Source organism: Martinezella sp. CNPSo 3890, from assembly GCF_057784455.1.
This window is the reverse complement of sequence record NZ_JBXSOR010000011.1, coordinates 107,733-130,580: the sequence shown is the minus strand read 5'-3', so window position 1 is coordinate 130,580 and position 22,848 is coordinate 107,733. Positions and strand designations below refer to the sequence as shown.

The following is a 22,848-nucleotide window of genomic DNA, read 5'->3' as shown; positions in this document are numbered from 1 at the left end:
CCTCCATTTGTATTGCGCAGCGGCCAGCCGTTTTTCATCAATGAAAAATACCCTGCAGATTTGGCTGTTTATCGCTCTGGCATCTCTCCCTATGTCTGCCTGCAACGATAGATGATCGTGGAGGACGACATGCTGACCAAACCCGATAGCACGACCACAATGACGCTCTGGAATGGCCGGGAAATCCCGCGCCTGGGCATGGGATGTTGGGCGATCGGCGGACCGTTTTATGCTGGCGATGTGCCGCTCGGCTGGGGTGACGTCGATGATGACGAATCGGTCCGTGCCATCGACCGGGCGGTCGATCTCGGCGTTCGCTTCTTCGACACCGCCTCGAATTACGGGGCTGGTCATTCCGAAGAGGTGGTCGGCAGGGCGATCGGCAATCGGGACGATATCACCATCGCCACCAAATTCGGCTTCGCGACGGACGAGAAGACCAAGCAAGCCACGGGCGCCTTTTCCGATCCTGCCTTTATCCGGCGGTCCGCTGAGACGTCATTGCGCCGCTTGCGCCGTGATCGTCTGGATCTGCTGCAGTTCCATCTTAACGATTTTCCGCTCGAAGCTTCTGACGAGGTATTTGAGACACTCGAAGCGCTCAAGGCCGAAGGCAAGATCGATGCTTTCGGTTGGAGTACGGATCATCCTGACCGCGCCGCACGTCACGTGCATCGCTCAGGGTTCGTTTCGGTTCAGCATACGATGAACGTCTTCGAGCCGGTCCCGGCGATGATCGATGTTATCGAGCGTAATGGTCTGATCTCCATCAATCGCGGTCCGCTCGCCATGGGGCTGCTCAGCGGCAAGTTCACGTCTGACAAGGCAGTCGGAGAAAAGGATGTGCGTGGTGCGGGCCTCGACTGGATGGTCTACTTCAAAGACGGCAGGATTGCTCCCGAATTTGCCGCGCGCCTGGAGGCGGTCCGCGATCTGCTGACCGAGGGGGGCCGCACCCTCACACAGGGTGCGCTTGCCGGGTTGTGGGCGCGTTCGCCGCGCACGCTGCCAATTCCGGGCTTCCGCACGGTTGCTCAAGTCGAGGAAAACGCCGGAGCCTTGGCCAAGGGACCGCTGCCGGCGGATGTGATGGCGGCAGTCGATCGGGCGCTGGCGGGTCTCCAATCGTCGCTCCACGAAAGGATGACGGGGCATGACGGTTAGGTCTCTTTGCCGTCGTGTCGCGGCCGCGATAACCCGTCGGCGATGCGCTCTCAATTGGAGTTTCATTGCGCCGCAGGCAGTCATAACTGCGTAGGACAATGTCGTGGATTTCAGCGGCTGGTGATCTAGGTTGGAAGGGTCATGTGTTCGTGTCCCCTCAAGAGCAGTAAAGTTTCGCAAAAACCTTTGAACATAAATCTCGGGCATCTAGTGAGATTCATCGGCCGGAATATGTAATGGCACGCCCGCATTTTCGGCCGCCGCTCGCAGTCGCCTGTCTCTGGTCCACAAGGCTGCCTTCGGCGCGAAAAGCTTCGTTTGCACTGTGTGATCGTCTACTGACACGCACGGAGGTGGCGAAAGCTCTGCCTCGCTAGCGTGAGACAGAGCTGAGAGGTTTTGTGAACCTCATGCGAAACTTCGATTGGGGGCGCCAGTCTCGCACGATCCAGCCCTAAAACGGATAGCTGACATTGACCTGAAGCGACCAAACCAAACCCGTGTTGGCCATACTTATGGCCGCACAGGAGTAAACGTCAGCCACGCGACGGCTTCCGTCCGCTCTTCAGCGGCTTCATTGTGATGACATCATCGGCCACAGGAACGAAGAACTCGGAAATATCGCAAGCCAGCGCTTCCGCAATCTTCTCGAGCGTCGTGACAGTCGGGTTCCTATTGCCGCGCTCGAGATAGCCCACATAGGACGCTCGACATTGGCCTCAAGCGCGAGGTTGTCCTGCGAGATCCCTCGCATAACCCGTATCCGCCTCAGATTCAGTGCCACTCGCTGCCGTGCATCCATGGCGGAAACACAACATTTGACAGTCGATAAAACCACGTATTATAGAACTATAAAAGATGGTGCTGAACGAACCGCAGGTAGCAGGTTTGCTGTCACCGGGGGTGGTAACCAGTCGCGGTGCGTTTCCCAGTGTTCGATTCTCCGAACGGCGCGGGTTCCGGAACTGAGGCGGCGCCGCCAGCTGGCGCGACCATTCGCTTTTATGCTACCGAGATTCCATTGGGCCACGGGTTATCGTATTAGCTCCACTTCAGCTGCAAGTCCATTCCAGCGTTTCCGAGACCCCTCCACGGACGATCGCTCATGTCCGTCAGACCTTGGCGGTTGCTCCTTCTTCCCGCAGCGTCAGGAACTTTCGAGTGACTGCGGCCAGATTGTCGTCAAGCCATTTTGCCATAGCCTCTTCTTCAGCGAGATTGGACTGAATGGCGGCCATGGCAGTAGTAAAGCCGCCAGCATTCGCGACGGTCAACAAGGACTTGTAGGCGGAGATCTCGAAGTTTTCGAACGCGAAATTGGCAAAGGAATTCTTCAGGATCTCGTCGCCGGCCATCGTGTGACCCATGGCTGTCATCGCGCCGGTGAATGACAGCGCCATGTCCTTGAATGTAGAATGGTCTTCGTCCAGCCCATCGAGTACCTCTTCGAGACGTGCAATCTGGCTATCAGTCTCCCGAATATGCTGTTCGAGTTTCGCTGCGACTTCGGGATAGTTTTCGATGCGTGACAACTGCGGCTTCATAATGCTCAAAGCCTGATTTTCCATCGCGTGGGCATTTCTGAGTCCGACAATAAAGACGTCGCGGATTTCGTTGTCTGCCATGATGTCCTCCATTGGTTCGCAGCTTCGAACTCCGACATGCCGACATTGTTCCTGCAGGAGTCTGATCGGCAGAGGACAGCCCAAGGTACGCCACACGCGCGTGACAGCGTTCAGACCTCAACGCTGCGAAAGATGCTTGAGGCACAGCGTGTGCTTGCGTGGCGGATGGCCGCGCCAGCATCCCCGTCAGGATCTGCGGCGGGCCAGACCGTTAATTCGAAAACGCCCGGAACATTCCTCCAGGCGGTCGGTTAGTTGCGATCACCGAGGAGGGTGTCGCATGTACCACCATGTCAAGAAGCTTATGTATACAGTCCGGGTCGACGAGCCTGACCCGAAATTCGGCAACATGTTGCTCGAGCAATTCGGCGGCGCAACGGCGAACTCGCCGCGGCAATGCAATATTCCATTCAAGGTCTGAACTGTGAGGATCCTAGTCGGAAAGACCTCCTCATGGATATTGGAACCGAGGAGCTCAGTCACCTTGAGATTGTTGGTACTCTGGCCGAATGCATTTGAAACCTCTGAAGTCGGTCAGAGAAGAGCCAGAGACGGACCCGCTGATCGCAATTGCCGGCGGCGGGTAAATCTCTTCAATTCGATGGGAAACCCGTGGACTGCCGATTATCTCAAGATCACCGGAGAATTGGATGTTGATCTGCGCAGCAATATTGCAGCGGAGGCGCGGGCAAAGATTGTCTACGAGCGCCTGATCGATTTTTGCCGCGACCCGGGAACCATGGATGCGCTGCAATTCCCTGATCACAAGAGAAATCACCCACATGCGTGCGTTCTCTCTAGCCCTTGAGAGCATGGGAAAGCCGCCGCTCAGCGTCGGGAAAATCGCGCCGACTGCCGATCTTGTCGATCAGTTTTTCAATGACTCGACGGGAGAAGGCGATCTCGGGGAAGTGGATACGCGAGGCCCTTCGAACGAGGGCGGAGATTGGGAGTTTGTCGAGGCCCCAGCCTTCCAGAACATCAGGAATACCGAGAGCGACGGTCCAGCCATCAAAGCGCGCAGCGCTCTTTCCGAAGGACCGGAAGCGATTCAGGACGTGCTCGTCGATGAGTTGCGTGGCCTGCTGCACGCGGAAAAGCAACTTTTGAAAGCCTTGCCGAAGATGCAGAAAGCCGCTCGCAGCTCGCAGCTGCAAACGCTTTTCGAGCATCATCTCGCTGAAACAGAGACACAGGTCGATCGCTTGATCGAATGTCTCCGTCTTCTCGGTTCGACTGCGCGCGCCAAACCCTGCAAGGGGAATGGCCGGTCTGGTCGAAGAAGGTGAGGAGGTGATGGCAGACGGTAAAATGAAAGAAGAGGCCCCTGCGGATCTGGCGTTGATCGGTGCCGCGTTGCGCGTCGAGCACTACGAAACCGCGGCCTATATGACTGCACGGAATCTCGCCCTGCAACTTGGTCAACCCGCAGTTGCTCACGCTGTCTCTTGGCGAGGAGCAGAATGCCGGTCAACTGTTGGATCAAGTCGCCCAGCCGCTGATGTCCGCCGCAAGGATGCCGCGCAGTATCATTTGAGGAGAGAATGTGGAACTGCAGAGGAACTGTTCTTTCGCTTCGGCCTCTCATCGAGAGAACTTGGTTTGCTGATGACAGCCAAGCGTCGCAAGCCGTGTTTCGATGAACTGACAAAGGAAATGTCGTTGTCATACCTTTTCGACTGGTGGCTTTGATCCGATCCAAATCGAGCGCGAAGATACTCACAGCGCCGTCCAAGCCCTGGAAATCTGCATCAAATATCTAGGACAACGATCAATAGATGATAATGAAGCGAAGCGTCGCCAGCGAGGTCATCGTGTCTGGGAGGAAGAAGGGCGGCCGGAAGAAGGTGATCTCGATCATTGGCGGCGAGCCGAAGAGCGGCACGTGGAGACGGAGTATGATGCGCCACCGGGTTTCCGAAGGCAGAGGGAAGCGAACGAAGTCTCCGCGTCCTACTCGTGAGTAACGCTTTTGCAAGCCTGAGAGGGGGTAATCTCTGTCTGTCGGCCATGAGGGCCGCGGATTTTGAATCTTTTACAAAACCAGGTGAGAAAAATGCTATGGTTCCTGCTGAAGCAGCCTGGAGTGGCGGATGCCTCTGCGGCAGCCGCCGATACGCTTTCCGGCAGGCGCCTCGCTATGCCGGATACTGTCATTGTACGATGTGTCGCCGGGCAACCGGCGGCCCGTTTGCAGTGCTGGTGCAGGTGGACCTTGCCGATATCGAATGGACCACGCCACCGGCGGTGTATCGCTCGTCACCTATTGCTGAACGCGGCTTTTGCCCCGTCTGTGGATCACCGCTTTTCCTGCATTATTTCGATGAAGACGTCCTACGCATAACAGCAGGCACTCTCAATGATCCGGATCGTATCGCGCCGGCGGGACACTATGGGGTCGAAAGTAGACTGAGGTGGGCAATGTGTGGTGGCGACGGCCTGCCCGAAGAGGAAACGCGCGAGCGCTTTTAGCCAATCTATTGCGAACTGAAGCGAAAGCATCTTCATTGAGAGGTTTTAAAGCATCATGGTTGAGACCGTCCATGTGTTCGCCTTCGGAGCTTTGAAAAAGGGGTTTTTGCTACATCAGCGAGGCTTGGCAGGCGCGCATTATTGTTGCCGCGCTCAGACGAAAAAGGCTTATCCAATGGTGATCGCGGGTCAGTGGTTTGCGCCCATGATGTTTGATGAACCTGGAACCGGATCGATCGTCAGCGGCGAACTCTACGAACTGAGCGGGGAAATGCTAGGCAAACTCGATCGGCACGAGTCCGTCGGCCAGCCTGGCCACTTTCGCAAATGGATCGAACTTGAAACTGCTAGCGGCAATCTTGCCGACGCTTTTGCCTATTTCAAGGCTCGCAGATTGGCGGTGCCGATGCACACTGGCTATCTCTCCATTTATGACGACCGTCGCTTCGTTCCACCAGAACGAAGAAGCTGAGCGAGAGATGGTTATTTCGAAATATGGGCGCGCCAAAGGGAAGCTGCGATGATTTGCAGAGCTGCGGCATTCGCTACGCTCGCGAAGGCGCGGACGTCGCTATCAATTATCTTCCTGACGAAGAGCCCGATGCAAAGGAGGTCATCGCGCTCATCGAAAAGGAAGGCCGCAAGGCGTGCAGAAAGATAAGCAATTGGTGGAACTGGCGACGGTGGCGCGAAGAGTAGGCGATCCGGATTGATTGTCGCGCGGAGAGACTCGTCTCATGAGGCTTTCTCTACAAAGCGAGGAAGACCCCCGAACAGCTGCAGCTTCACATGCCGCCAGGCCCCGGTTGAGCAGCACCCTCGACATCAGTTTTAAGAGGTCGCTTCGGCCTGTAGCGCTGTCCAGCGATACAGGCGCGGCTATCGGTCAGTGACGCTCAATCGAATGAAAGTCTCTCAGAAACGTAGCAAAAGCCCGTACAGCAGGAGGCGTGTAGCGCTGTTTGGGATAGTAGAGGTACCAGCCCGGAAAATAGGGAGACCAATCGTCCAGGATTTGAATGAGACTCCCACTTTCGACCAGTGGGCGGACATATTCCTCCTCCCAAAAGGCGATGCCTACGCCTTGCACCGCTGCCGATATGGCCAAATCTCGATGGGAAACCGCGAGCGGCCCGTCGACGGCCACCACCAGGGCTTGCCCGTCCTTTTCGAACTCCCAATTATAGAAGGTGTGGGTGCCTGGCTGCCTCCAATTGATGCATTGATGAGCAAGGAGATCGGTGGGTGTCCTGGGGCGCCCATGCCGGTCGATATAGGCAGGTGAGGCAACGGCGATCTGGCGCAGGCGACCGCCGAGCTTCAATGCGACCATGTCGTTCTGCAGAAATTCGCCGAGACGGATGCCGACATCGAAGCCTGCCTTCACGATGTCGATCACCGCATCCTCTATGGTCACATCGAGAAGGATGTCAGGATAAGTCTCGTGAAAAGCACCTAAGACCGGCTCAAGGAACGGTTTTACGGCAAGTCTCGGCACGTGCAGCTTGACGCTACCAGCGGGCGTGTCGCGGAAGCTTCGTACAGTGTCAGCCAGAGCCTGAATTTCCTCCATCGCCGGCTTGAAGCGGGCCAGGACATGAGCGCCGGCTTCTGTCAGAGAAAGGCTTCGCGTCGTGCGATTCAGCAACCGTACGCCTAGTCTCTCCTCAAGTTGGCGGATTGTCTGACTCAGTGTTGATGGTGAAATCCGTAGATGACCGGCGGCCCGGGCGAAGCTGCCATGCTCCACCACCGCCGCGAATGCACACAGATCCGCGTATTCGCGACCTCGCATTATGCCTCCGAAGTCAAACTATTCATTCGGTTTATATGGCATAGATATAGCAATAGATCAGTCCTACATCACCTGATGCGACGTCTCCGCTTGATCCAGGCAGGGACGCTCCGGTTCCACGTCTCGCATCAAGAAGCCCTAGCGCAATGACCTCGCCCGAAGTTTCCGCAGTCGGCAATCATCCAGCCGCTTATCGATCAAACCTGATCCTCACCGCCGCCATGATGGGCGTCGTGCTGGTGTCGATCGATGTGTCCGTGGTGAATGTCGCGCTCGAGGCGCTTCAGCGCTCGTTCGAAACCAAAATGAGCGGCCTCCAATGGATTCTCAACATCTATACCCTTGCCTATGCAGTATTTCTGCTGAGCGCGGGAGCTCTATGCGATCGCCGAGGCGCTCGAACAACGTTCCTGCTTGGTCTCGGCGCTTTCACGCTGGCATCACTTGCCTGCGGCCTTGCTCCTTCTTTTCCGATCCTTCTGGCCTCGCGCTCGGTTCAAGGAGTAGGGGCCGCGCTGCTCATTCCATCCGCCATGGCAATGCTGCGGCAAGCTTATTCGGATCCGACGAGGCGCGCTCAGGCGATAGGCTTGTGGGCCGGCGCGGGGAGTCTTGCTCTGGCGGGAGGTCCCGTTCTCGGCGGCGCGCTCATCGGGCATTTCGGATGGCGCAGCGTCTTTCTCATAAACCTGCCGATAGGCCTCATAGGAACCTGGCTGGCCTCTCGCTTCGCTCCATCCTCGCCTAGGTACGAACGGCGCGACATCGACATCGCCGGACAGCTGGTCGCCGCCATCGCGCTCGCGTGCTTCACGGGCGCGCTTACTCAGGCCGGAGATCTTGGATGGAGCAATCCGTGGGTCGGCGGAGCTCTGCTTGCGGGTATCCTTCTCTTTATCGTCTTTCTGTGCATCGAAAGGGTGACGAAACATCCCATGATGCCGCTGACCTTATTTCGAAGCCGGGCCTTCTCCGCAGCGATATGGGTCGGCGCTGTTGTCAACTTCGCCTTCTACGGATTGGTCTTCGTCTTCAGCCTGTTCTTTCAAATCGTGCAAGGCAGGTCTGCCTTCGAGACGGGACTTGCCTTCGTGCCGATGACGGCCATCATTATGGTGGTCAACATCGTGGCCGGTCGATTGATCGGAGCTAGAGGCTCCCGTCTGATCATGCTTGCAGGCCTTCTCATCGCAAGCGGGGGATACGCCGCGATGCTGTCGATCCACGCGGCTACACCGTTTTGGACAATTATCCCTGTCTTTCTCATCGCCGGAGCGGGCATTGCTCTGATCGTTCCATCGGTCATGACGACGGCGATCTCGGAATCCGAGACCGGACGCGCCGGTATCGGAGCGGGCGTCCTCAATTCCGCTCGTCAGATCGGCGGTGCTATCGGTGTTGCGCTCTTCGGCTCAATTATCGGGGCGGTCGGCTCGACCGCCTTCGTCGAGGGCATGCATATTTCGATCGGGCTGGCCGTCGCAACCTTTGTCGCTTCGGCTGCGGCCGTATTTGTGTTCATACGATCATGAGCAGCGACATCTCGGAGGATTTCCGGGATGAAAAGCCTTTACTGCGTGAGTCTCAGCAATACTGCCAGAGAGCCGGCTGCTAGCAAAGGCGGTGATAGTCACCATACCATTGCAGCCGCCGCTTCGGGCAGCTGCAATGTCGGCCGATTCCTTGCCTTTAGCGGGTGCTTTCTCTTGATGGATGTTCCGTATCTACCCCTTTGAGGAGCAAGGTCAGCCGGGTGGCGGCGCCGCGCAGGTGGTTCTCTGCGGCAAGCCGCGCGCCCTGCGCATCGGCATTGGCAATTGCATTGTAGATGGCGATGTGTTCGCCTTGCACCTGCTCGAGCAAGGCGTTGCGCAGGGTGCTGGCACGGGCTTTGCGGATGAAATTTCGGACATGGGTTTCGAGGAAGTCCGACATCTCCCGAAAGTACGGATTGCCGCATGCATCGACGATCTCCCGGTGAAACGCCAGATCCTCCTCAATGCCGGCTGCACCGTTGTCGAATGCCATCTGGATGGCGTTCAGCCGACGCTCGATCTCTCGAAGCTGCTTTTCGGTACGCCGCTCTGCTGCCAGCGCCGTTGCAGCGGATTCAACCGCCATCAGCAACTCGATAACATTCTGGACATCCAGCGAATCCGTCAGATCGACGCCTGCCAACCGGAACGCAACCTCCTTCGTCTCGATGACAAAGGCTCCGAGCCCTTGACGCGTTGCGACCAGACCATCGCGCTTGAGCGTGCCGATCGCCTCACGCACAATGGGCCGGCTCACGCCGTATTTCTCCGAAAGAACACGCTCCGTCGGAAGCTTGTCGCCCTTTGCGTAAGTTCCGGACGTAATGTCGGCACGGATACGGCCGGCTACCGAATCCACAAGCGAAGGGCCGCGTGTTACCCTGTGATCTAGTACCATGCGCACCTCCGAGCGTTTTCCCCGACTCTGCCATCCGGAGTGGTTTTAACAGGCTTTGCCTCCTGCCACTGCCCTACTGCATCTTTTTCCGCAAGAATAGCAGAAAGTACTTGTCAGGCAACCAGGTTATATGGTTCTCTATCCATCAGAGGAGGGTGGCTGAGCAGCCGCCGCGACGGTTATCCGGTCGAGCGAAGCAGGGAAGGAGCGTCATTCAGGCAAGACGCTTCCGGCAACGCGCGCCCTGCCGGGACTCAGTTTGTCCAGGGGGAACGCGTTGGGCTTCTCGCGTGAACTAAGCAAAAAGGGAGGAATGCATGAGCTTTTTTGACGACGTGACACGGCTGCGCGGGCTGGCGCAGGAAGCCACCGAATATGCGGAATTCAGCCGTCGTACCCTTCTGAAGGGAGCCGTCGGCGTAATTGGGAGCGCCGCGCTCGCCGGTACCGCCACGCTGGCAAGTGCCGACGAAATCACGCCGCCGGTACCTGGCAAGAAGGTGCGCATCGGCGTGCCGCTGACTTATGGACCGTTCAACCAGCCCTGGCGTCGCGGCTGCTGGCAAATCGTCAAGGCAGTGCTCGATGCCGGTGGCGAGGTCGTCACAGTTCGTGGCGAGCCGACCAAGGCAAGCGAGCAGGCCGCTTCCCGTGCATTGCTGGATCGCGGCATCGACGCTCTCGTCATGGGTATTTACTCCCAAGAATCCGAGACGGCCTACATCGCCGACGAGGCACATAAGCGCGGCATCAAGACCGTCGGCTTTACGATCCCGGTGAAGGATTCCCCCGCCGTCATGGACGACGTGTGGGGCACCGCCACCACGCTCGGATATTTCGTGCAGAACTACTGCAAGCGTCAGGGCACCTTCGCCCAGACCGCCGAGCAGCGTGGCTACTTCACGCCGTTCGACATGGAAGTCGATATGTTCGAGCTGATGTGCCGCTACGAGCCGCGCATGAAGGTTCTTCCCTTCATCGACGGTGGACAGGGCACGACGGACGAAATTTCCGTTGGCCGCAAAAATATGCTTTCCCTGCTGCAGGCCAATCCCCAGCCGGGCTCCTTGGCGGGTTTCATATCGTGGTGGTGGCCATTCACTCTTGGTGCCGGCCAGGCGCTAAAGCAGATGAATCGCGATGACGTTCCTCTGTTCAACCACTACCTCTCGACTCAGTTCCTCGAAGCCTGGGCCGCCAAGCAGGTCCCAGTCGTCTTCAGTTGCGATTCTCCGTTCCCCGAAATCGGTCGCAAGACCGGTGAACTGGCCGTTAAGCTGGCGCGTGGCGAGGATGTGCCAAATATCGTCTACCGCATTCCGGTCATTTCCAAGACACCTGATCAGGCGACTGAGGCCCTTGCCGAACTCAAAAGCTGGGATGAACAAGCGATCGCGCTGCTCAAGCAGTTTGGTGGCTAATGGCTGATGTAGCAAGTGGCAAGCAACATTTCGAGTTCGCCACATCGGCACCCGGATGCACCAAACACAAGGCGGCCAATTCGGCACTTGGCCAAATGAGCCTTCCAATGATCAAGAACGACTGGAATAGAACAGTGACGAAAGCTGAGCTGGATGATACCGCCAATACGACGAAGCGCGAAAAAATCGTTCGGAAAACACAGGTTGCGGGGCGAAAGGAATCGTTGGCAATGCGGTTCCTCCGACGGTGGGGCACGATCGTCGTGCTGCTTGCAGCCGGAGCAGGTTTTTCGCTGGCGTCGCCTTACTTCGCGACATTTTCAAACCTGAATAATATTCTTTTTTCAATGATTGTTAGCGCGCTCGTGTCACTGGGACTGACATGGGTCGTTGTGGCAGGAAGTTTTGACCTTTCGATTGGATTGACCGTCACAACGTCATCGATCGTTGTCGCTTTTCTAATCCCGGTCCTTGGGCCTTGGGTGGCGATTGGCGTTGCGCTTCTCGCGGCCTGCTTGATAGGGGCGGTCAATGGTCTTCTCGTGACCTATGGGAGACTGTCAGGTATCGTCGTGACGCTTGGTGTCATGTTTGTGCTGTCGGGCATCAACATATTCATCACCGGTGGCTATCAGGTGCCTGTCGGCTATGACGAATCAGCTTTCCTCTATCTTGGGCAGGGCAAGCTTGGAATGGTTGGCGTCCCTGTCCTCATTCTGCTTGCCGTCTTCCTTGTCGCTTTGATCGCCGGGTCACGTACACGTATCGGCCACTACATAGCAGCGGTCGGCGATAATCCCGTGGCAGCGTTCTATTCCGGCATCAATGTGTATCGGTGGGTCATCCTTGCTTTTATTCTCTCCGCTCTCATGGCCGGGATTGCCGGGGTCCTCGTGACGTCGATTTCTTCATCTGCACAGCCCGTGGGTGGGGAGGGATACCTGCTGGAGGCGTTTGCTGCCGTCTTCCTCGGTGCAACGGTCTTGGGTAAAGGAAAGCCGCACTTGCTCGGGACGCTCATCGGGGTCTTCTTCCTCTACATGGTGGACTCCGGCATGAACATGGTCGGGTTCCCGTTTGCCGCCCGCCACATCTTCCAAGGTTCGGTTCTCATCATCGCGGTCGGTGCCAACGCGCTTCTCAATCGCGAAGAAGTCCATCTGAAGTTTATCTGAGGGCAAGATCATGACCGGGACGGCGCTCGTCGAACTGAAAAATATCGAGAAGGAATTTGCCGGTACCAAAGCCCTCAAAGGCGTGAGCCTCGACTTTCTCGCTGGGGAAGTACACGGGTTGCTTGGCGAAAACGGCGCAGGTAAATCGACGCTGATTAAGATTCTCACCGGCGTCTATTCGCCAACCGCCGGTGAAATTCTCCTCGACGGCGTTCCTGTGCGGGTTTCCAGTCCACCGGAAGCACATCGCCTAGGTCTTGGCGCCGTCTATCAGGATGCTGAGCTTGTGCTCAGCTTCACCGTTGGGCAGAATATTCTTCTCGGCAACGAGCCGGGCCGGATTGGCATCAGCGGGCGAGAAATCCATGATGAGGCAGCGCGGATTCTCACTTTGATGGGCATCGATCTTGATGTGCGCCGTCTTGCCGGGACGCTGTCAGCAGCGGAGATGCAACTCGTCACGCTCGCGACCCTCTTTCATCGGCGCTACAAGCTCATCGTGCTGGACGAGCCGACGGCGCGCCTCTCTGCCGCAGAATCGGAAGTTCTCTTCCGCATCATCGAACGCTTCAAGATGGAGGGTGTTGCCATTGTCTATATTTCTCATCGCCTCAAGGAGGTGCAGGAGATTTGTGACCGCGCCACCATCTTGCGGGGCGGAGCCGTCTCCGGCACACTGAATCGAGGGGAGGTCACGGAAGACCGTGTCACCGAGCTGATGGTGAATCGCAACCGCGCCGAACTTTCCATCTACAATTATGGCCGCCAAGTTCGCCCTGAGATCCTACTGAAGGTTAAAGATCTAGCGACCACCAAGCTGTCGCCGCTGTCCTTTACGGTCCAGGCGGGTGAGGTTCTTGGCATTACCGGGCCGGTGGGCGGCGGCATGGAAGATGTCGCACGCGCACTTGGGGGCGTTATCCGCCATACAGGCAAAGCCAGCCTGCGTGGACAGGCTATCAACGTCAAAACGCCGATGGCTGCACGTCGCTCAGGTGTGGCCCTCGTTCCAGAAGACCGGCGCAAGCAAGCTCTCTTTCCATCGCTTTCGGCGGCTGAAAACATCTGCCTTCCAGTCATGAGCAGACTAGAGCGGTTTTTGGCCATCAGTCCACGCGTGATGAAAACATATACCGATAGCGTCATGGAGCAGCTCGCTGTGCGCCCGCGTGATTCCGCCATCCAAGTTCGCTTCTTTTCCGGAGGAAACCAGCAGAAGCTGGTCATCGGTAAATGGATGAGTGCAGGCGCATCGCTTTACATTATCGTTGAACCGACGAACGGCGTCGACGTGGGGGCGATCAAGGAAATCTACGAAATCATTCTTCAACTTGCACAGGATGGAGCTGCGGTATTGCTGGTCTCATCTTCGTTGCGAGAGACGTTGACTCTGGCTGACCGCGTGATGGTGATCCACGACGGCAATTGCGTTGCGGAGGCACCGAAGACCAGCTGGACCTACGATGAGTTACTGGCGGTAACGTTGAGTGGCAAATTGAAAGCGCCCGCTAAGCGACTGCATTTTTCCATCAGAGGAGGAGAGACGACATGAGCACTGATGTAAGGCTCTATATGTTCCAGACAGGACAAATCCGGCAAAAGGAAGTCGATATCAAGCTCGGTTATAGTCAGCAGCCGTTCTTCACGCCGATACCGTGGTATCTGATCGTTCATCCCAAGGGCAATATCGTCATCGATGGCGGCACGGCCGTCGAGGCGGCAGTCGATCCGGAAGGTTGGTGGGGCGATACGACCAAGAAGTACTATCCGATCATGGATCAGTCGGAAGGCTGCGTGAACCAGCTTGCTATGATTGGCATGAAGCCTGATGACATCAAGTTCGTGCTTCACTCTCACCTTCATCTCGATCACTCGGGCGCCTGTGGCAACTTCCCCAAGGCTCGCCATCTGGTGCAGCGCCGCGAGATCGACTGGGCTTTCTCCGCCGACTGGTTCATGCAGGGCGGCTACATCAAGAAGGACCTGACCAAGGACGGCATCACTTGGGACGTTATGGAAGACGAGGACCAGTACGACGTCTTCGGCGACGGCAGCGTGCAAACATTCCTGTCGCCCGGTCATACGCCCGGCCACCAGTCCATCATGGTCCGCTTACCTAACAGTGGTCCAATCTTGTTGGCGATTGACGCGGCCTACACGATGGATCACTGGAACGAGAAATGCCTGCCCGGCGCTCTGACCTCGGCGCGTGAAGCCGCCGCGTCCGTGCGCAGGCTGCGCCGCATCGTTGAGAAGGAAAACGCGGTCGTCGTCCCCGGCCACGACATGGAAACATGGCAGACCTTCAAGAAGGCGCCCGTGGAATACTACGACTGATCTGCACAAGAAGATACCGTCGGCGGAGATCCTCCGACGGTAGGCGTGGCCGCCGTGCACTGGCGTATTGCCACGCCACCCTCATACTCGACCTGAAAATAACCCACGATGGCCGTCGCAAGGCTTCCGTCTCGGAGCTCCTGTTTTCAAATGCATGATATGATCCTCAATGAGATACAGCAGCGGTGGAACGACGCCGCGGCGATCTGGGATAGCAAGGCGCTTGCTCGGATCTACACGAGCGACGCCGTTTTTTTCGGCCTGCTCCCGAGGCTCTATGTCGGCCGCGCGGAGGTCGAGGAGTATTTCGGCAGCTACGAAGGTAGCCTCCGGGGCGTTACGCTGTCCCTCGTGGATCAGAATATCCGTTCTCTGGGTAAGGGCATGTTCATAGCGCAGGGTTTCGGCAACATCGTGAATCACCATCTGGACGGTACAATCTTGCGCAACAGGGTGCGCTCATCTTTCGTCGTGGTGGAGACGGAAGACGAATGGCTAATAGCGCTTCATCATTTTTCAAATCTTTAGACTCAAGCGACATGTGGCCAAAGTGTTTTGATCCGTCAAGTCGTAGGCACTCCGGATCGGAAATGTCCAAGATGGCATTTGCGGGGGGCCGGCGTCCTCATGTATGTCTGCGCCCCCGCAACTTGATGGAAACGGCGGAAGCATTGCCACGAGCGCTTTAAGAGCGAGCGCCACAGTTGGTGTTTTTGAAAACTGCAGAAGATTCTGGCACGACGGTGTCAGATGATGCTCCCTGCCATACTAGCTCATTGAAATGGAACAAAGTAGTTGAAGGGACCGCAGGTTCAGACCCTTTCAAGAGCCAAGTGCATTGCGGCGATCAGCGCTGATCTTCCTGTATAGCGTAGGTCGCAAATTCATTGGGCTCGTTCCGGTCTGTCGCCGGAACATAGTGATGAACGCGGAAGAACTGTTATATCCTAGGATCTTTGCGACAGATTGCACTGATCTGCCGTCTTCGATCAGCGACAGCGAAGCAATCAGCTTCAGCCTTTGTCGCCATTCGTTGAACGATATGCCGAGATGTCCGCTGAATCGGCGTGATAGAGTTTTTTCCGTGGTTTGAAGAGATCGTGCCCATTCTGATAGGGAGCGGCGGTCGCTCGGATCCGCCTGCAGCGCGTCGATCAGCGGCTGCAGCAGATCGTCGCCCGAGACGGGCAGGAAGCTCTCGCGCCTTGGCGCGTTCAGCAACTGATCGATCAGGACGAATGCAAGCCGCCGATCCGCATCCGTCTCCGGCACCGTTATCCCACGTATGGCAAAATCAGCAAGGATCGCCTTGATGAGTGGGCTGAGCTCGAGCGTGCAGGCTGTTTCGGGCATGCCGACGCAGAGATCGCGGTCGATATAAATCGAGACGAATTTAACGTTTTCACGGTTATGGCAGGCGTGTAACGCGTTAGCGGGTATCCATGTTGCGTAATGAGGCGGACAGAGAAAACGCCTTCCCTCAACCCGCGCTTCCATTACGCCGCTGACAGCATAACCGACCTTGCACCAGGGTTGCCTTTTCTCCTCAAAGACGGCACCGGCCCCATAGCTTTCCGTGCGGAATGACAGAGGCGCCGGGTCTTTGCCGACAGGAATGACAGTCTTCATCCTTCGTCCTATCGTCGTAACTCAATGTCCTTTTATCGCTATATATCGCAAGAAAGACTTTTGCTAGGCAGGAGCCGATACGAACAAGGAGGCTCGAAATGCCTATCAAATATCTGCTCTTCTCGTTGCTGGCAGTCCTCATCTGGGTGGGGAATACCATCGTCAGCAAGCTGGCCGCAGGCACCATTGCGCCCGGCACTATTGCGTTCGAGCGCTGGTTCATCGCATTCGTCATCTTGACGCCGCTGGTCGGACGGGATGCCTGGCGCCGGCGTCGGACAATCGCGTCCCACTTGCCCAAGCTCATCCTGCTCGGCCTGCTGGGCATGGCTGCATGCCAGGGCCTCGGATATTACGCCGCCGGATTCACCACGGCCACCAACATGGCGATCATGCTCTCGCTCGTGCCGCTGCTGACGTTGATCCTCGGCGCAGTTTTCTTCCATGAGAGGCCCTCCAGCCTTGCGGTGATCGGTGGCGTTGTTTCCTTGTCCGGCATCTTTGTCGTTCTCAGCCACGGCGATCCATCGAGGCTTCTGTCGGAGGGAGTGGGGCGCGGCGATGCGATGATGCTGGTCGCGGTTCTGGCTTATGCCGCTTACGGCATTCTTCTGAGGCGCTGGGCCATTCCGCTTGCCACCTGGACGTCGATTTATGTGCAGATCGGTGCCGCGGTCGTGCTGCTCGTCCCAAGCTATCTGCTGTCGGCCCCATCCGGTTTGAACCTGTCAAATACGGCCATGGTGCTTTACGCGGCAATCCCCGGTTCAATCCTTGCGCCATTCGTTTGGATGTCGGCGGTAAAGCATCTCGGCGCGGCCCGCACGGCGATCTTCATGAACCTGATCCCGATACTTACCGCCATCGTTGCGGCCATCTTTCTCGGCGAGACCTTGTATGTCTACCATCTTATTGGTGGCGGCATGACGGTGGCGGGTATCATCCTCGTGCAGCGGAAATCTGTCCGCGAACGGTCAGACCAGAGGACAGTGGCGACGAGAGCTCAATAAGTAGCAGGCCGAAGACCGTGGCTATAAGACGCCGGGCTGCCCGCTCCACCTCCACTATGGTGGTCCCTTGCCTCGTGGTTTCATTTGGCGGGCTCCTGCCGCCGTAGACGATACCTCCAGCCAGCAAAGATATTCCGCGGCTTGCTTGTACACGGACAGAACGACACGACGATACCGCAATGGCTTCGACACCCACTGCAGCCTAGCTCGGCGGCACGCGTTTCAAAGTCGAACTCGAGGTCGAACCGGGCGTCGGTCGCACCATTTCGTAGACAGGCGCGGCTAACTCAATCGCAAGCGGCGACCGATCGGCCTATTTTCGAGCAGTCTTGAATCATCTCCGGGCTGCTCATCATGCGGTCGCGCTCACGAGATGGTTCGATACCGTCGAGATGAACGCACGAAGACGCTGAAGACGTCGTAGGTCCCGGTGATATCCCATCCAGATGTCTCGCGCCGGCGGCGGCATCGGCAGTTCCAGTCTGCGGATACCCGCGATTTGATCGCCGACCACGCGGGGCAGGACGGCGATCCCGACGCCTTGCCGACACATGCGGCCCTGGACGTTACGGTTGTTCGATCGCAGGACCGGTCTCGCGTTGGGGAAGCTCTCGGTGAGCCAAGCGATATCGGGAAACTGCCCTGTCGACGTATCGTGGGTGATCAGCCGGAAGCCAGCCCCATCGCCATATTTAGGATCAGGTGATTCTTCGGCGATGTAGACGCCGTATTCAAGCCTGAAGAGGCGCCGCTGAACGACATCGGCGGTGTTGAACGGGACGATACGAAAAGCGACGTCGGCCTCGCGCTGGGCGAGGTTGAACAGGCGCGTGCCGGTCAGGATCTCGACATCGACATTGGGATAGGCGTTCGAGAAATCCGCCAGTATGGGAGGCAGCACGTACGCCCCGAACCAGTCGGCTGATGAAACGCGCAGACTGCCTTTGAGATTCTGCTCCTGCCCCGCAAGCCGGCGTTCCATGGCCAGCGCGCCTTCTTCCATCTGCTCCGCCAGCGCGATGATCCCGTGGCCCTCTTCGGTCAGGACAAGACCGTCCGCGGTCCGCTGGAAGAGCGTGTGGCCGATCGCCTGCTCAAGTGCGCGCAGGCGCCTGCCGACGGTCGGATGGCTTGTCTGAAGAGAACGCGCCGCGCCGCCGAGCGTGCCGGATCGCGCAACCGCAAGAAAGATTTTGACGTCACTCCATTCCATCGCGGCACCCTTACAAAACTGAACGCCGAGAATACATTTTTGTCACTTAAAGAACAAATCTAAGCACCTAGATTCCCACCATCGGCCCATCGGCCCATCTCTCGTGTATCACCTCATGTCCTTCGGAAGGAACGGCAAATGTCCCTCAAGTCTCTCTATCTCGGTGCTGCGGCTCTTGCAGTGGTGTTCGGCGCGCCGTCCGCTTTCGCGCAACCGGCCCAAAATGTGATTTTGGTCCATGGCGCGTTGGTCGATGGCAGCGGCTGGAGGGGCGTTTATGAGCGCCTGGTGGCCAAAGGCTTGAAAGTCACGGTCGTCCAGGAACCGAATACTTCGCTGGCGGACGATGTTCAGGCGGTTCACCGCGCTATCGAGCAGCAAAATGGGCCGATCGTCCTCGTTGGCCACAGCTATGGTGGTCAAATCATCACCGAAGCCGGCGTCGACCCAAAGGTTTCGGCACTTGTCTATGTCGCGGCCATCGTCCCGGATGTTGGCGAGAGCGTAGGCGATCTGTTTGCGAAGTGGCCGAGTCCGACCGCGGACGCGTTCAAGTCGACGTCTGACGGTTTCCTGCTGTTCGATCCAGCGAAGTTCCGGCTGGGATTCGCCGCTGACCTCTCCAAGGCCGAGACGGATTTCATGGCCAACTCGCAGGTGCCGGTATCAGCGAAGATCCTCGGAACCAAGACGCAACACGCGGCCTGGAAGACCAAGCCGAGCTACGGCATCGTGGCCGGGCTGGACATGGCTGTCGCCGTCGAGGCGGAGCGATCCCTGTACAAGCGGGCAAGTGCGAAGGTCACCGAGGTGCCTGGTGCCAGCCATGCGGTTTATATCTCGCACCCGCGCGAAGTCGCCGACGTCATCGCCGAAGCGGCGAGCAAATGATGCCGATGCCTTGATGTTCAGGCTCAGGGCTGCGGATGTTTCGTGACCCATGCGCCGAAGCCACTCCTGTGGTTTCGGCATCGCGATCGGCCAACTCATTGGCGCAGGTCTCGGTCTGACGATCGCCCGGCGGCTGGGTCCGACCCTGCGCCAGCTCTCATCCGAACAACAGGAGATAGAACATGCAGATCGGATTTATCGGTCTCGGCAGTATGGGCTCGGCAATGGCCCTGAACCTAGTGAAGGCAGGCTATGACGTTTGGGCCTGGAACCGTAGCAAGGTCGCCCGGGATAGTGTCCCCGGGGTGACGCTTGTCGAATTCGCGGCGGATGCATTCCAGGCTGATGCAGTCTTTACGATGCTATCCGACGACGCTGCCATTCGAGAGGTGATCCTCGATGCTGGCCTGCTCGCAAGCGCGCAACCAGGGCTGACCACCCATGTTGTCACATCAACGATCTCGGTCGCTTTCGCGCGAGAACTGGAGCTGCTGCACGAAGAGGCGGGCCTTGGCTATGTGTCCGCACCGGTTCTCGGACGACCGAACGTAGCGGCGAGTGGCCAGCTTAACATCCTGGCGGCCGGGAAGGCCGATGCAATTGCCGCGATCGAGCCGCTGCTCGCTCCCCTCGGCAAAAAGGTCTGGAAGTTGGGGGAGAACCCCGCTCGGGCGAATGCGGCGAAGCTCGCCTGCAACATGATGATCGCCATGGCTATCGAGGCGATGGCGGAGGGTGTCGTGCTGACCGAGAGCGTCGGCCTCGACAGCGCGGATTTCTTTGAACTCATCCTGGGCACCCTGTTCTCGGGCCGCGCCTATGAGAGCTACAGCACGCAGATCACGGAACGGTCCTTCGAGCCCGGCTTTAAGGCCAAGCTCGCACTCAAGGACATCCGCCTGGCAACTGAGGCCAGCAACGAGATCGGACGCACGCTCCCGATGCTCGAAGCTATCCGCGAGGGGCTCGACAAAGCCGTTTTGGCGGGCCTCGGCGAAAAGGATTGGTCGATCATGGCCGATATGACGGTTCGTGGCGTCGATAGCTTGGCGTTACCTGAAACCAACGCGGAGACAAACCAATGAAGACTTGGCTCATCACAGGCTGTTCAAGCGGCTTTGGCCAGCGGCTCGCGCTTGCTGCGGCACAGCGCGACGATCGGGTCATCGCGACGGCCCGCAATGTCAAAACGATTGGAGAAATGGCTGAGCCTTTCGCCGGCCGCATGATCACCTTGCCGCTTGACGTGACGGATGCGGCGGCAGCCAAGGCAGCGGTCGCGAACGCGGTCGAGACATTCGGCGGTTTTGACGTGCTCGTGAACAATGCCGGCTACGGTCTGTTCGGCGCGATCGAGGAAGGTACGCCCGAAGAATATCGGCCGATGTTCGAGGTGAATGTGTTCGGGCTGATCGAAACCACCAGAGCCGCTCTGCCTGTCCTGCGACGTTCGGGCGGAACGATCGTCAACATGTCGTCCGGCGCAGGCATCGCCGGCAGCGGCGGTGGCGGATATTACAATGCCGCCAAGTTCGCCGTGGAAGGGATTTCCGAAGCGCTCGCTGACGAGCTGAAGCCGTTCGGCATCCGCGTGCTGATCGTCGAGCCTGGTCCGTTTCGCACCGATTTCCTTGGTCGTTCGATCACCATAGCGGCCAAGGAGATGCTGGAATACGCCGCGAGCTCGCGCAAGCACTATCGCGAAACCAACAACGGCAATCAGGCGGGCGATCCCGACAAGGCGATCGCGGTGATCCTGCAGGCAGTCGATGCTGACAACGCTCCGCTTCATCTGCCGCTCGGCCCGATCGCGCATTCGATCGCTGAGCGCAAGCTGGCTTCCTTCCGCCGCGATATCGACGCCTGGCGCGACATCACGATCGCGACCGATTTCGACCAGCCCTGAGCGCTGGCCGCAAGCTCTGTTTGAATGTCAACCTCGATTGGAAAGGGATCATGATCGCAACTTTGAAGGGGTTTACCCAGCAGCTGGTGCCAGTGAATAGCATCAAGATCAACGCCGTCACGGGAGGCTCCGGTTCACCGATCCTTCTGCTTCACGGCTGGCCGGAAACGTGGTGGGAATGGCATCACGTGATGCCGCTGCTGGCCGAGCATTTCAGCGTCGTGGCCATGGATCTGCGCGGCGCCGGTTTTTCCGACTGCCCGCTTGACGGCTATGACAAGGCGACGATGGCGCGGGACGCGCACGAGGTCATGGCTGCACTTGGGCATGAACGCTACGCCGTGTGCGGCCATGACATTGGCGGAATGGTGGCGTTGCGGCTGGCCGCAATCTATCGAGAGGCTGTTACCCACCTGGCCGTCCTCGACGTTCCCCTTCCCGGCTGGACACAATGGGAGGCGATGACAGCGAGGATCTGGCACTTCAGCTTCCATATGAACCGGGATCTACCCGAGCGCCTGATTCATGGCCGTGAATATGACTATGTTTCGGCCTTCATGGCGGAGCGGTTCTACGATCACAGTGCCTTCAATCCGGAGGACGTCGAGATCTACGCCAAGGCGATGGCTCTCCCGGGCCGCACGCGAGCTAGCATGGAGTGGTATCGCACCCTCACCGCTGACCATGCGGCCGCGCTGGAGTACAAAAAGCAGCCGCTCGAGATACCGGTACTGGGTCTCGGGGGCGAGCAGCGCTTCGGTGCGCATATGGTCTCGATGCTCAAGGAGTTCGCCAGCAATGTGACGGGCGGCTCGATTGAGCGGTGCAGCCACTATGTCGTGGACGAGCGGCCGCATGAAGTGGCGGCCGCTCTGATCGATTTTCTCAAGGCCAATTGAAAACTGCGGTCGCCCCGCCGTGAGGCGGGGGATGGCGCCATTGCGGGCGAGTTGCGCCCGATCGCGTTCGATCGAATAAATGAGAAAGGAAGACTATCATGACTGCACCTAAAGTTCGCGGCGTCAATCACATCGGCATCACGGTGCCTGACATCGAAGCAGCAAAATCGTTCCTGGTGGAAGCATTTGGCGGTCAAGTAATCTATCAGTCCTTTGGACCGCAGGACCCACCGCGGCAAGGACCCGAATTCGAGCGGGCCACTGGCGCTCTCCCTGGAACGGTTGTGCGTGCGCAGGCGATGGTCAAGATCGGAACCGGACCGGACATTGAGCTCTTCGAAATGCATGGCCCCGAACAAGCCCAGCCGGTTCGGGCGAGCGACTTCGGCATTACGCACTTTGGTGTCTACACCGACGATATCGACGCATCGGTCGAGCGCTTCGAAAAGGCCGGTGGCACGTCTCTTACCGCGCCACGCGCTATTCCCTACGCAACCGAAAAAGGTCCTGGAAACAAGGTCTGCTATTGCCGCATGCCATGGGGCACGACCGTGGAATTCATCACCACGCCCGACCGCATGGGCTATCACGACCAAACGAATCTGCGCAGGTGGCAGGACGAGGAATGAGCGTAAGCTTTGAAATGCATGGGCGCGCCGAAAGCTTTTAAGAAAAAGGATGCAGGAGATCTATCACGGCGAAATGTCCAAGCACATGGACGTGTTCCGGACTGTTAAAAACGAGCTGTTTCCGAAGGGAACCTATGCGTGGACTCGGACGGGTGTCTCCGAGCTCGCCCACCCGGGACTTCTGGCTGAGGTGAAATGTGTTGCCGTCGAGCGATAACGGAACCTATATGTCGCGAACCATCCCTTTAC

Annotated in this window: 21 protein-coding genes and 2 pseudogenes; 17 read left to right on the top strand and 6 right to left on the bottom strand. The window is 58.0% G+C overall.

Features of this window, described 5'->3' with window-relative positions; genetic code table 11:
- Positions 1 to 129 precede the first annotated feature (129 nt).
- A complete protein-coding gene (locus AC13RC_RS23235; protein ID WP_488558560.1) occupies positions 130 to 1,164 on the top strand; it encodes an aldo/keto reductase in 1,035 nt (344 codons plus the stop codon).
- Between the two features lie 536 nt (positions 1,165 to 1,700).
- Here AC13RC_RS23235 and AC13RC_RS23230 read toward each other — a convergent pair.
- Both AC13RC_RS23230 and AC13RC_RS23225 read right to left on the bottom strand, forming a co-directional pair.
- The gene (locus AC13RC_RS23230; protein ID WP_488558559.1) at positions 1,701 to 1,862 is read right to left on the bottom strand and encodes a helix-turn-helix domain-containing protein; all 162 of its coding nucleotides are present in this window, start codon (positions 1,860 to 1,862) and stop codon (positions 1,701 to 1,703) included.
- 414 nt (positions 1,863 to 2,276) lie between these two features.
- Positions 2,277 to 2,789, bottom strand: a complete 513-nt coding sequence (locus AC13RC_RS23225) for a ferritin-like domain-containing protein (protein ID WP_488558558.1) — start codon at positions 2,787 to 2,789, stop codon at positions 2,277 to 2,279.
- Between the two features lie 280 nt (positions 2,790 to 3,069).
- Between AC13RC_RS23225 and AC13RC_RS23220 the strand changes: the two are divergent.
- From AC13RC_RS23220 to AC13RC_RS23205, 4 genes and pseudogenes are all read left to right on the top strand, one after another.
- Positions 3,070 to 4,326 (top strand): annotated as a pseudogene (locus AC13RC_RS23220) (DUF892 family protein).
- A 473-nt stretch (positions 4,327 to 4,799) separates the two neighbouring features.
- Entirely contained in the window at positions 4,800 to 5,261 is a 462-nt protein-coding gene (locus AC13RC_RS23215) for a GFA family protein (RefSeq protein ID WP_488558557.1), read from the top strand.
- A gap of 55 nt (positions 5,262 to 5,316) precedes the next feature.
- Positions 5,317 to 5,733: a gamma-glutamylcyclotransferase family protein gene (locus AC13RC_RS23210; protein ID WP_488558556.1), complete on the top strand. Its 417-nt coding sequence runs from the start codon at positions 5,317 to 5,319 to the stop codon at positions 5,731 to 5,733.
- A 68-nt stretch (positions 5,734 to 5,801) separates the two neighbouring features.
- A pseudogene (locus AC13RC_RS23205) lies at positions 5,802 to 5,903 on the top strand (SDR family oxidoreductase); the annotation flags it as partial.
- 244 nt (positions 5,904 to 6,147) lie between these two features.
- Here AC13RC_RS23205 and AC13RC_RS23200 read toward each other — a convergent pair.
- Positions 6,148 to 7,056, bottom strand: coding sequence for a LysR family transcriptional regulator (locus AC13RC_RS23200; protein ID WP_488558555.1), 909 nt, complete (start codon positions 7,054 to 7,056; stop codon positions 6,148 to 6,150).
- A gap of 146 nt (positions 7,057 to 7,202) precedes the next feature.
- Here AC13RC_RS23200 and AC13RC_RS23195 point away from each other — a divergent pair, with 146 nt between their 5' ends.
- A complete protein-coding gene (locus AC13RC_RS23195) occupies positions 7,203 to 8,588 on the top strand; it encodes an MFS transporter (protein WP_488558554.1) in 1,386 nt (461 codons plus the stop codon).
- Positions 8,589 to 8,745: 157 nt separating this feature from the next.
- Here AC13RC_RS23195 and AC13RC_RS23190 read toward each other — a convergent pair whose 3' ends face one another.
- Complete coding sequence (locus AC13RC_RS23190; RefSeq protein ID WP_145634945.1) at positions 8,746 to 9,489, bottom strand: FadR/GntR family transcriptional regulator; 744 nt, start codon at positions 9,487 to 9,489, stop codon at positions 8,746 to 8,748.
- 317 nt (positions 9,490 to 9,806) lie between these two features.
- On the opposite strand from AC13RC_RS23190, the gene AC13RC_RS23185 reads away from it, so the two are divergent.
- From AC13RC_RS23185 to AC13RC_RS23165, 5 genes are all read left to right on the top strand, one after another.
- Positions 9,807 to 10,910, top strand: a complete 1,104-nt coding sequence (locus AC13RC_RS23185; RefSeq protein ID WP_488558553.1) for a sugar ABC transporter substrate-binding protein — start codon at positions 9,807 to 9,809, stop codon at positions 10,908 to 10,910.
- On the top strand, positions 10,910 to 12,085 hold the full coding sequence (locus AC13RC_RS23180) for an ABC transporter permease (protein WP_488558552.1): 1,176 nt from the start codon (positions 10,910 to 10,912) through the stop codon (positions 12,083 to 12,085). Before AC13RC_RS23185 ends, AC13RC_RS23180 begins: the two co-directional genes overlap by 1 nt.
- A gap of 10 nt (positions 12,086 to 12,095) precedes the next feature.
- A complete protein-coding gene (locus tag AC13RC_RS23175; protein WP_145634938.1) occupies positions 12,096 to 13,637 on the top strand; it encodes a sugar ABC transporter ATP-binding protein in 1,542 nt (513 codons plus the stop codon).
- On the top strand, positions 13,634 to 14,422 hold the full coding sequence (attM, locus tag AC13RC_RS23170) for an AttM family quorum-quenching N-acyl homoserine lactonase (RefSeq protein ID WP_145634935.1): 789 nt from the start codon (positions 13,634 to 13,636) through the stop codon (positions 14,420 to 14,422). The genes AC13RC_RS23175 and attM overlap by 4 nt, the downstream gene beginning before the upstream one ends.
- A gap of 150 nt (positions 14,423 to 14,572) precedes the next feature.
- On the top strand, positions 14,573 to 14,950 hold the full coding sequence (locus AC13RC_RS23165) for a YybH family protein (RefSeq protein ID WP_488558551.1): 378 nt from the start codon (positions 14,573 to 14,575) through the stop codon (positions 14,948 to 14,950).
- A 294-nt stretch (positions 14,951 to 15,244) separates the two neighbouring features.
- On the opposite strand, the gene AC13RC_RS23160 is transcribed toward AC13RC_RS23165, so the two are convergent.
- The gene (locus AC13RC_RS23160) at positions 15,245 to 16,051 is read right to left on the bottom strand and encodes an AraC family transcriptional regulator (RefSeq protein ID WP_145324646.1); all 807 of its coding nucleotides are present in this window, start codon (positions 16,049 to 16,051) and stop codon (positions 15,245 to 15,247) included.
- A 98-nt stretch (positions 16,052 to 16,149) separates the two neighbouring features.
- Between AC13RC_RS23160 and AC13RC_RS23155 the strand changes: the two genes are divergently transcribed.
- Positions 16,150 to 17,061 carry a DMT family transporter gene (locus tag AC13RC_RS23155; RefSeq protein WP_488558550.1) on the top strand — a complete coding sequence of 304 codons (912 nt, stop codon included), beginning with the start codon at positions 16,150 to 16,152 and terminating at the stop codon, positions 17,059 to 17,061.
- 352 nt (positions 17,062 to 17,413) lie between these two features.
- Here the strand turns inward: AC13RC_RS23155 and AC13RC_RS23150 are convergent, their stop codons facing one another.
- Positions 17,414 to 18,274: a LysR family transcriptional regulator gene (locus AC13RC_RS23150; protein ID WP_145324650.1), complete on the bottom strand. Its 861-nt coding sequence runs from the start codon at positions 18,272 to 18,274 to the stop codon at positions 17,414 to 17,416.
- 138 nt (positions 18,275 to 18,412) lie between these two features.
- Here AC13RC_RS23150 and AC13RC_RS23145 point away from each other — a divergent pair, with 138 nt between their 5' ends.
- The 5 genes from AC13RC_RS23145 to AC13RC_RS23125 all read left to right on the top strand — a co-directional run bounded on the left by AC13RC_RS23145 (position 18,413) and on the right by AC13RC_RS23125 (position 22,599).
- Positions 18,413 to 19,165 (top strand): alpha/beta fold hydrolase, encoded by a 753-nt coding sequence (locus AC13RC_RS23145; RefSeq protein ID WP_488558549.1) that lies wholly within the window; start codon positions 18,413 to 18,415, stop codon positions 19,163 to 19,165.
- Between the two features lie 182 nt (positions 19,166 to 19,347).
- On the top strand, positions 19,348 to 20,250 hold the full coding sequence (locus AC13RC_RS23140) for an NAD(P)-dependent oxidoreductase (RefSeq protein ID WP_488558548.1): 903 nt from the start codon (positions 19,348 to 19,350) through the stop codon (positions 20,248 to 20,250).
- On the top strand, positions 20,247 to 21,071 hold the full coding sequence (locus AC13RC_RS23135) for an oxidoreductase (protein ID WP_488558547.1): 825 nt from the start codon (positions 20,247 to 20,249) through the stop codon (positions 21,069 to 21,071). Before AC13RC_RS23140 ends, AC13RC_RS23135 begins: the two co-directional genes overlap by 4 nt.
- Before the next feature lie 50 nt (positions 21,072 to 21,121).
- The gene (locus tag AC13RC_RS23130) at positions 21,122 to 21,970 is read left to right on the top strand and encodes an alpha/beta fold hydrolase (protein ID WP_488558546.1); all 849 of its coding nucleotides are present in this window, start codon (positions 21,122 to 21,124) and stop codon (positions 21,968 to 21,970) included.
- A 98-nt stretch (positions 21,971 to 22,068) separates the two neighbouring features.
- Positions 22,069 to 22,599, top strand: coding sequence for a VOC family protein (locus AC13RC_RS23125; protein ID WP_145324660.1), 531 nt, complete (start codon positions 22,069 to 22,071; stop codon positions 22,597 to 22,599).
- The last annotated feature ends 249 nt before the right edge of the window (positions 22,600 to 22,848 follow it).

What these genes read in the sequence shown, in the direction of transcription:
- AC13RC_RS23235 (WP_488558560.1), top strand. Translation starts at nt 130, where the DNA reads ATGCTGACCAAACCCGATAGCACGACCACAATGACGCTCTGGAATGGC.
- AC13RC_RS23225 (WP_488558558.1), bottom strand. Translation starts at nt 2,789, where the DNA reads ATGGCAGACAACGAAATCCGCGACGTCTTTATTGTCGGACTCAGAAAT.
- AC13RC_RS23215 (WP_488558557.1), top strand. Translation starts at nt 4,800, where the DNA reads ATGAGGGCCGCGGATTTTGAATCTTTTACAAAACCAGGTGAGAAAAAT.
- AC13RC_RS23210 (WP_488558556.1), top strand. Translation starts at nt 5,317, where the DNA reads ATGGTTGAGACCGTCCATGTGTTCGCCTTCGGAGCTTTGAAAAAGGGG.
- AC13RC_RS23200 (WP_488558555.1), bottom strand. Translation starts at nt 7,056, where the DNA reads ATGCGAGGTCGCGAATACGCGGATCTGTGTGCATTCGCGGCGGTGGTG.
- AC13RC_RS23195 (WP_488558554.1), top strand. Translation starts at nt 7,203, where the DNA reads ATGACCTCGCCCGAAGTTTCCGCAGTCGGCAATCATCCAGCCGCTTAT.
- AC13RC_RS23190 (WP_145634945.1), bottom strand. Translation starts at nt 9,489, where the DNA reads ATGGTACTAGATCACAGGGTAACACGCGGCCCTTCGCTTGTGGATTCG.
- AC13RC_RS23185 (WP_488558553.1), top strand. Translation starts at nt 9,807, where the DNA reads ATGAGCTTTTTTGACGACGTGACACGGCTGCGCGGGCTGGCGCAGGAA.
- AC13RC_RS23180 (WP_488558552.1), top strand. Translation starts at nt 10,910, where the DNA reads ATGGCTGATGTAGCAAGTGGCAAGCAACATTTCGAGTTCGCCACATCG.
- AC13RC_RS23175 (WP_145634938.1), top strand. Translation starts at nt 12,096, where the DNA reads ATGACCGGGACGGCGCTCGTCGAACTGAAAAATATCGAGAAGGAATTT.
- attM (WP_145634935.1), top strand. Translation starts at nt 13,634, where the DNA reads ATGAGCACTGATGTAAGGCTCTATATGTTCCAGACAGGACAAATCCGG.
- AC13RC_RS23165 (WP_488558551.1), top strand. Translation starts at nt 14,573, where the DNA reads ATGCATGATATGATCCTCAATGAGATACAGCAGCGGTGGAACGACGCC.
- AC13RC_RS23160 (WP_145324646.1), bottom strand. Translation starts at nt 16,051, where the DNA reads ATGAAGACTGTCATTCCTGTCGGCAAAGACCCGGCGCCTCTGTCATTC.
- AC13RC_RS23155 (WP_488558550.1), top strand. Translation starts at nt 16,150, where the DNA reads ATGCCTATCAAATATCTGCTCTTCTCGTTGCTGGCAGTCCTCATCTGG.
- AC13RC_RS23150 (WP_145324650.1), bottom strand. Translation starts at nt 18,274, where the DNA reads ATGGAATGGAGTGACGTCAAAATCTTTCTTGCGGTTGCGCGATCCGGC.
- AC13RC_RS23145 (WP_488558549.1), top strand. Translation starts at nt 18,413, where the DNA reads ATGTCCCTCAAGTCTCTCTATCTCGGTGCTGCGGCTCTTGCAGTGGTG.
- AC13RC_RS23140 (WP_488558548.1), top strand. Translation starts at nt 19,348, where the DNA reads ATGCAGATCGGATTTATCGGTCTCGGCAGTATGGGCTCGGCAATGGCC.
- AC13RC_RS23135 (WP_488558547.1), top strand. Translation starts at nt 20,247, where the DNA reads ATGAAGACTTGGCTCATCACAGGCTGTTCAAGCGGCTTTGGCCAGCGG.
- AC13RC_RS23130 (WP_488558546.1), top strand. Translation starts at nt 21,122, where the DNA reads ATGATCGCAACTTTGAAGGGGTTTACCCAGCAGCTGGTGCCAGTGAAT.
- AC13RC_RS23125 (WP_145324660.1), top strand. Translation starts at nt 22,069, where the DNA reads ATGACTGCACCTAAAGTTCGCGGCGTCAATCACATCGGCATCACGGTG.